8 protein-coding genes are annotated in these 7,459 nt (G+C 65.9%); 5 read left to right on the forward strand and 3 right to left on the reverse strand.

Annotated elements, in window-relative coordinates; genetic code table 11:
- The 3 genes from BRAS3809_RS31200 to BRAS3809_RS31210 all read right to left on the reverse strand — a co-directional run.
- Positions 1–1,938, reverse strand: a 1,938-nt coding sequence (locus BRAS3809_RS31200; protein ID WP_035659717.1) for an efflux RND transporter permease subunit, incomplete at its 3' end; no start/stop codon positions are given.
- Positions 1,935–2,924 (reverse strand): efflux RND transporter periplasmic adaptor subunit, encoded by a 990-nt coding sequence (locus BRAS3809_RS31205; RefSeq protein WP_008966002.1) that lies wholly within the window; start codon positions 2,922–2,924, stop codon positions 1,935–1,937. The genes BRAS3809_RS31205 and BRAS3809_RS31200, both read right to left, overlap by 4 nt.
- Positions 2,925–3,042: 118 nt before the next feature.
- Positions 3,043–3,351, reverse strand: a complete 309-nt coding sequence (locus BRAS3809_RS31210) for an ArsR/SmtB family transcription factor (protein ID WP_008966003.1) — start codon at positions 3,349–3,351, stop codon at positions 3,043–3,045.
- A gap of 117 nt (positions 3,352–3,468) precedes the next feature.
- Here BRAS3809_RS31210 and BRAS3809_RS31215 point away from each other — a divergent pair, with 117 nt between their 5' ends.
- The 5 genes from BRAS3809_RS31215 to BRAS3809_RS31235 all read left to right on the forward strand — a co-directional run bounded on the left by BRAS3809_RS31215 (position 3,469) and on the right by BRAS3809_RS31235 (position 7,324).
- The gene (locus BRAS3809_RS31215; protein ID WP_035659720.1) at positions 3,469–4,755 is read left to right on the forward strand and encodes an NAD(P)/FAD-dependent oxidoreductase; all 1,287 of its coding nucleotides are present in this window, start codon (positions 3,469–3,471) and stop codon (positions 4,753–4,755) included.
- Positions 4,752–5,192: a thioredoxin TrxC gene (trxC, locus tag BRAS3809_RS31220; RefSeq protein ID WP_008966005.1), complete on the forward strand. Its 441-nt coding sequence runs from the start codon at positions 4,752–4,754 to the stop codon at positions 5,190–5,192. Before BRAS3809_RS31215 ends, trxC begins: the two co-directional genes overlap by 4 nt.
- Before the next feature lie 52 nt (positions 5,193–5,244).
- A complete protein-coding gene (locus BRAS3809_RS31225; RefSeq protein ID WP_008966006.1) occupies positions 5,245–5,448 on the forward strand; it encodes a YgaP family membrane protein in 204 nt (67 codons plus the stop codon).
- A gap of 42 nt (positions 5,449–5,490) precedes the next feature.
- The gene (gene ccoG, locus BRAS3809_RS31230) at positions 5,491–6,936 is read left to right on the forward strand and encodes a cytochrome c oxidase accessory protein CcoG (RefSeq protein ID WP_008966007.1); all 1,446 of its coding nucleotides are present in this window, start codon (positions 5,491–5,493) and stop codon (positions 6,934–6,936) included.
- Between the two features lie 178 nt (positions 6,937–7,114).
- Complete coding sequence (locus BRAS3809_RS31235) at positions 7,115–7,324, forward strand: hypothetical protein (RefSeq protein WP_008966008.1); 210 nt, start codon at positions 7,115–7,117, stop codon at positions 7,322–7,324.
- The last annotated feature ends 135 nt before the right edge of the window (positions 7,325–7,459 follow it).

A 7,459-nucleotide genomic window follows, 5' to 3' on the forward strand; every position in this document is an offset into this window, starting at 1 on the left:
GCCGAGCTCCGGGCGCTCGCGCAGGTAATAGTGCCGGACGAGGCCGTTGAAGTTGAAGGGTGCGGCCGTACCGGCATAGCTCTGCAGATTTGCGATCTCCGGCAGTTGATGCGCGATGTCGGCGGCGGCGAACAGCGTCCGCTCGGTATCCTCCAGGCTCGCGCCTTCCGGCAGATCGACCATCACCGCAATCTCCGACTTGTTGTCGAACGGCAGCAGCTTGACGGTCACCGACTTGGTCGCGAACAACGTCATCGACAGCAGCGTGGCGATGCCGACGCCGAGCAGGAAGATCCACGCCGAGCGCTTACTGGCGACGATCGGACGCGCCAAGCTGCGGTAGATGCGGCCGAGCCGGCCCTCGCCATGTGCGTCGTGATGCGCGCCGGCCGCGGCGGCGGTCTGCTTTGGCGCGAGCCGCAGCATCAGCCAGGGCGCCACGACCATGGCGACGAAGAACGAGAACAGCATCGCGGCCGAGGCGTTGGCCGGGATCGGCGCCATGTAGGGGCCCATCAGGCCCGACACGAACAACATCGGGAGCAGGGCGGCGACCACCGTCAAGGTCGCGACGATGGTCGGATTGCCGACCTCCGCCACCGCCTCGATGGTGGCCTGCAGCCGCGGCCGGCCGTCGCGCATGCCCCAATGACGAGCGATGTTCTCGACCACGACGATGGCGTCGTCGACCAGGATGCCGATCGAGAAGATCAGCGCGAACAGGCTGACGCGGTTGATGGTGTAGCCCATCAGGTTGGCGGCGAACATCGTCAGCAGGATGGTGGTCGGGATGACCACGAAGGTGACGAGGGCCTCGCGCCAGCCGATCGCGATCGCGATCAGCACGACGATCGAGATCGTCGCGAGGCCGAGATGGAACAGCAGCTCGTTGGCCTTTTCATTGGCGGTCTCGCCATAGTCGCGCGTCACCGTGACGGCCACGTCGTTGGGAATGAGTGTGGTCTTCAGTCCTTCGAGCCGTTGCGCGATATCGTGCGACACCACGACCGCATTGGCGCCGGCGCGCTTGGCGAGCGCAAGGCTCACCGCGGGCACGCGGTGCCAGTCGCCCTTGTCGTTGCGGGCGTCGTCCCAGACGCGGTGCTCGGCGAGATTGGGGCCGATGACGACATTCGCGACATCGCGCACATAGACGGGGCGGCCGTCGCGGTTCGAGATCAACAGCAGGCCGATGTCGGGGATGCCCGTCAGGGTCTGGCCGGCGGTGACGTTGCGGACGGTACCGCCGTCGCGGACGTCGCCGGCGAGGAAGGAGCGGTTGGCATCCTTCACCTTGGCGACCAGCTGCTGCAACGTCACACCGAACAGGGACAGCTTCTCCGAATCGGGCTCGACGCGGATCTGCTGGGCGCCGCCGCCGGAGATGTAGGTCAGGCCGATATTGTCGACCTTGGTCAGCTCGGCGCGCAGCTTGTCGGCCAGCTCATAGAGGTCCTTGTCGGACCAGCGCTCGGCGGCCTCCGGCTTTGGCGACAAGGTCAGCACGGTGACGGCGACATCGTTGATCCCGCGCCCGACGATCAGCGGCTCGGGGATGCCCACGGGGATGCGGTCGAGGTTGGCGCGGATCTTCTCGTGGACGCGCAGGATCGCATCCTCGAACTTGGTGCCCACCAGGAACCGCGCGGTGACCATGACGCGGTCATCCTCGGTCTGGCTGTAGACGTGCTCGACGCCGTCGATCGCCTTGACGATCGTCTCCAGCGGCTTGGTCACGAGTTCGACGCCGTCGGGCGCGCGCAGGCCGTCGGCGTTGACACGGATGTCGACCATGGGGACGCTGATCTGCGGCTCCTCCTCGCGCGGGATCACGACGACGGCGATGAGGCCGACGACGAGCGAGGCCAGCAGGAACAGCGGCGTCAACGGCGAGGCGATGGTCGCCTGGGTCAGCTTGCCTGAGAGTCCGAGTTTCACGGCTGCACCAATTGGTCGCCGGCGCGCAGGCCGGACAGGATTTCAAGTCCGTCGGGAAGATCGGCGCTCGGCAGCGCGCGGCCGCGCTGCACCGGCACGCTCACCTGCTGCGAGCCCTGCTGCAGCTGGACGTAGTCGATGCCGAAGCGGGTGGTGACGTAGCGGGCGGGGATGACAAAGGCGTCGCGCTGGCCGCCGGAGATCCACACCCGCAGCCGGTCGCCGACGAAATACTGGCCGAGGCCGGGGACGATCGCGTCGGCGACCACGCGGCCTTCCTCGATCTGCGGATAGACGAGGTCGATCACGCCCCATTTGTCGCCGCTCTCGCCGAACTCGGCGCCATCCAGACGGATCTTGTCACCAGCCTTCAGGAAGAGAGCATGGCGCTCGGGCACGCGCAGCCGCAGCTTGAAGTTCTGCTGCGCCACCGTGACCACGGGATCGCCGGGCAGCACCACCGAGCCGACCGTCACCAGCTTCTTCAGCACGCGGCCGTCGTCGGGCGCCAGCACCTGGCCTTCGCTCATCTGCTGGTTGACCACCGCGCGCTCGGCGGTCTTGGCCCGCAGCGAATTCTCCGCGACGTTCAGCGCGGTGCGCGTCTCGTCGAGCTTGACGCGGGGCAGGGTGCCGCGCTCGACGAGACCCTCGGTGCGGGTGAAGTCGATCTGCGCCTGGTTGGCCTGCGCCTGCAGCGCCTCGATCTGGGCGTCGAGCGACTTGAGCTGCAGCGCCAGCTTCTCGTCGCCGATCAGGGCGATCGGCTGGCCGCGCTTGACCGGGTCGCCTTCGCGCACCGAGAGCTGCGCGATGGTGCCGCCGATGCGACCGCGCGCAGGAACGACGCTGACGCTTTCCACGGTCGCGAACACTGCCTTCTCGTCGGCGACCTGACGCGGGGTCACCGTCAGCGTTTCGGCATTGGCGGGTCCCGTCTGCCAGCTCACCGCGGCGATCAAGCTCAAAAGCGATAATCTGCGCATTGGCCTCATCCTGTCTCTCTTGAATCAAATCGGGTGGTCGAGCCGAACGGGCGGTCCAGACATCCCACCGGAGTGCGGGTTCCCGCTTGATGCTGCTCAAGCCGCGGGCAGCGAATGGTCATAGTCTCGATGCGGGTTTTGGCGGCGGCGTCGCGCAATAAACCTGATAGAGCGTCTTCAGGACCTCGCGGGCCGGCTCGCTGGTGATCGAATAGTGGATCGTCTGCCCGTCGCGCCGGGCGGTCACGAGGCCGTCCTTGCGCAGCAGTGCGAGGTGCTGCGAGACGGTCGAGTCGCGCAGGCCCAGGATTGCCGCGAGCTCGCCGACCGACCGTTCGCCGTCGACCAGCTGGCAGATGATCAGGAGCCGGTGCCGGTTCGACAGCGCCTTCAAGAGATCGCTGGCCTGGTCGGCCGCCGCTTCCATGGTGTCGGCTTCAAATTTCATAGTTGCGTATATACGGAGATGCGAATATATAGTCAAGGCCGGCCCGGGGTGCCGTGGCCGCGCGAAACAAGAATGAACAAGGCGATGGAGGACCCAATGGCGGACGTTGTCGTGATCGGAGCGGGGCTGAGCGGCTCCCTGATGGCCTATGAATTGCTGCCCCAGATGCGAAAGGAGGATCGCGTGACCGTCATCTCGCAGGGATCGTCCTACCATTTCGTGCCGTCCAACCCTTGGGTTGCGGTGGGCTGGCGCCAGCGCGACGATATCGAGATCGATCTCGTCGACGTCATGCAGCGCAAGGGCATCCGCCTGCTGACGCAGGGCGCCAGGCGCGTTCATCCGGACGACAACCAGGTCGAGCTCTCCGACGGCACCACGGTTGCCTACGACTATCTCGTCGTCGCCACCGGTCCGGAGCTCGCTTTCGACGAGATTCCCGGACTCGGACCCGACGGCCATACCCAGTCCGTCTGCCATGTCGACCATGCCGCCCATGCCAAGGCCGCCTTCGACAAACTCGCAGAGAAACCAGGCCCGGTCATCGTCGGCGCGGTGCAGGGCGCGTCCTGCTTCGGGCCGGCCTACGAATTCCTCTTCATCCTCGAGACCGAGCTGCGCCGCCGCAAGCTGCGCGACCAGGTGCCGATGACCTTCGTCACCTCCGAGCCCTATATCGGCCATCTCGGCCTCGATGGCGTCGGCGACACCAAGGGACTGCTCGAAAGCGAGATGCGTGAGAAGCACGTCAAGTGGATCACCAGCGCCCGCGTCACGAAGGTCGAGGACGGACGGATGGTCGTGGAGGAGGTCGCCGACGACGGCTCGGTGCGCAAGACGCATGAGCTGCCGTTCGCCTATTCGATGATGCTGCCGGCGTTCCGCGGCGTCGGCGCCGTCAGGGGCATCGACAGGCTGACCAATCCGCGCGGCTTCGTCATCGTCGACAAGCATCAGCGCAATCCGGCCTATCCCAACGTCTTCGCCATCGGCGTCTGCGTTGCGATCCCGCCGATCGGGCCGACGCCGGTGCCGGTCGGCGTGCCGAAGACCGGCTTCATGATCGAGTCGATGGTCACGGCGACCGCCCTGAACATCGGCGCGCTGCTGCGCGGCCAGGAGCCCAGGTCGCAGCCGACCTGGAACGCGATCTGCCTCGCCGACTTCGGCGATTCCGGCGTCGCCTTCCTGGCCCAGCCGCAGATCCCGCCGCGCAACGTCAACTGGTCGTCGAAGGGGGAGTGGGTGCATTACGCCAAGGTCGCCTTCGAGAAGTATTTCCTGCGCAAGATGAAGCGCGGCACGCCCGAGCCGTTCTACGAGAAGTTCCTGCTCGACCGGCTCAACATCGCCAAGATCAAGGAAGTCAGGACAGGCACATGAGCGAGACCTTTCAACTGGTGTGCGGCCATTGCGGGCAGATCAACCGCCTGCCGGTGGGCCGCGCGCCGAGCGAGGGCAAATGCGGCAAATGCCACGCGCCGCTGTTCTCCGGCCATCCGATCGAGGTCGACCAGGCGGCGTTCGAACGGCATGTGGCGCACAGCGACCTGCCGCTGCTGGTCGACGTCTGGGCGCCCTGGTGCGGCCCGTGCCGGGCAATGGCGCCGATGTTCGCGCGCGCCGCCCAAGAGCTCGAGCCGCGCGTGCGGCTTCTGAAGCTGAACTCCGACGAGGCGCCGGGCGTCTCGGCGAAGCTCGGCATCTCCGGAATTCCGACCCTGCTGCTGCTGCAGAAGGGCCGGGAGCTCCAGCGGATCTCGGGTGCGATGGACTCGCAACGGATCGTCGCCTGGACGATGTCCGGCCTGCGGCAATGATGCCGCAGCGCCGGCTTGATTACGCTCAAATGCAACGATGAGGGACCATGCCATGAACGTCGACAAAGCAGTTCTCACCTTCGCAGGGTTCGTCGTCCTGCTCAGCCTCGCGCTCGGCTGGTATGTCAGTCCGTACTGGTTCCTGCTGACGGCCTTCGCCGGCCTCAACATGATCCAGGCGTCGTTCACCGGCTTCTGCCCGGCTGCGATCGTGTTCAAGAAGCTGGGACTGCGCAGCGGCAACGCGTTCTCCTGAGCAGGGTGCGGTGGGGCGAGAAGAGGATGAAGCGAGGGCATCATGGCTGACCAGGGCGAAACCTACATTGTCGGGCCGCTCTACAAGGCGCGCGACAAGGTCTATCCGGCAGCCGTGCACGGCCGCTTCCGGCGCATCAAATGGACGATCCTGTGCATCACGCTCGGCATCTATTATTTGCTGCCGTTCGTGCGCTGGGATCGCGGCCCCGGGATGCCGAACCAGGCGGTGCTGGTGGATTTCCCGCACCGCCGATTCTACTTCTTCTTCATCGAGCTGTGGCCGCAGGAGGTCTACTACTTCACGGGCCTTCTGATCCTCGCGGCGGTGACGCTGTTCCTGATGAATGCGGTGGCGGGACGGCTGTGGTGCGGCTATCTCTGCCCGCAGACGGTGTGGACCGACCTGTTCTACGCCGTCGAGCGCTGGGTCGAGGGTGACCGGCGCGAGCGCATGCTCGGCGACAAGCGGGGGTGGACCTTCAGCCACATCCGCAAGGTCGCGACCAAGCATGTCCTCTGGATCATGATCGGCTGGTGGACCGGCGGCGCCTGGGTGCTCTATTTCGACGATGCGCCGACCCTGGTGAAGGACCTCGCCACCTTCCAGGCGCCGTTCACGGCGTATCTTTGGATCGGCATCCTCACCGCGACGACCTACATCTTCGCCGGCCACGCCCGCGAGCAGGTCTGCATCTACATGTGCCCTTGGCCGCGCATCCAGGCGGCGCTGACCGACGAATGGGCGCTCAACGTCACCTACAAGGGCGACCGCGGCGAGCCGCGGATGTCGGTCAAGAAGGCCGACGCCGCGCGCCTGCAGGGTGAGCCGGCCGGCGACTGCGTCGACTGCCATCAATGCGTCAACGTCTGCCCGACCGGCGTCGACATCCGCAACGGCATCCAGCTCGGCTGCATCCAGTGCAGCCTGTGCATCGACGCGTGCGATTCCGTGATGAAGCAGATCGGCCGGCCCGCCGGCCTGATCGGCTACGACACCGACATCAACGTGGCGAGGCGCAAGGAAGGCAAGCCGGAGATCTACCGCATCATCCGGCCGCGCACCATCATCTATGCCAGCTTCATCGCGATCGTCGGCGGCATCATGCTCTACACGCTGGCGACGCGGGGCACGATGGGCATCAATGTCCTGCACGAGCGCAACCCGCTGTTCGTGCAGCTGTCGGATGGCGGTGTCCGCAACGACTACACGGTCCGCCTGCTCAACAAGCGCGGCGCCCGCGACTTCGTGCTCGACGTCGTTGGCCTGCCGAACGCCAAGGTGACGGTGGCCGGCGAGGTGCGCGAGCAGGACGGCCGCATGATGATCGATGTCGGCCAGGATCAGACGCGGGAGATCCGCATGTCGATCGAGGCGAAGGGACCGGATCTTCCGCCCGCGCCGGTCGACATCGAGATCCGGATCACCGATCCGGCGACCGGTACGTCGGTGAGCAAGCACGATCACTTCGTGCCGGGGAGCCGCTAAGCCCGTATCGGCTCGTTCACTTGCTGCGCGGTCGCAACTGATCAGTAAAGCGGGAGGAGCCGACGCTCCTCCCTCTTTTTGTCGAGCCCGGTTGTTCCAAATCAATGATGCGTGAAGAGGGCAGGCAGAGCATTTCGACGTCAAGGGATCGATGCTTCCGACTGACGGAGAATCAAAAATGTTCAAGGTCGCAGTTCTCATCTGGGTCATGCTGGGCACGGTGCTGGCGGGCAGCGCGGTCACGGCGTTGTTGACGGTTCAGGGGCTCGTGGCGAGTCCGATGAAGGATCTGCCGCTGGCGGCTCTCGTCGGATTCGTGGTCGCGATGCCGCTGTCCTATCTCGTCGCGGCGAAGATCAGCCGTAGCGGCCGGGGCCGCACCGCCTGACGCGCGCGCAGCCGGACTGGAGGCTTTCACGGGATCAAACAGCGCGTTGGTCGGGACCGGAAGCGAGACATCGTGACACGTTCCCGCGACGCAGATGCGCCCGGGTTTGCTCCAGTCCGGTCCGCCCTCAAGGAA

It is taken from the genome of Bradyrhizobium sp. STM 3809 (assembly GCF_000239795.1).
Lineage (GTDB): Bacteria > Pseudomonadota > Alphaproteobacteria > Rhizobiales > Xanthobacteraceae > Bradyrhizobium.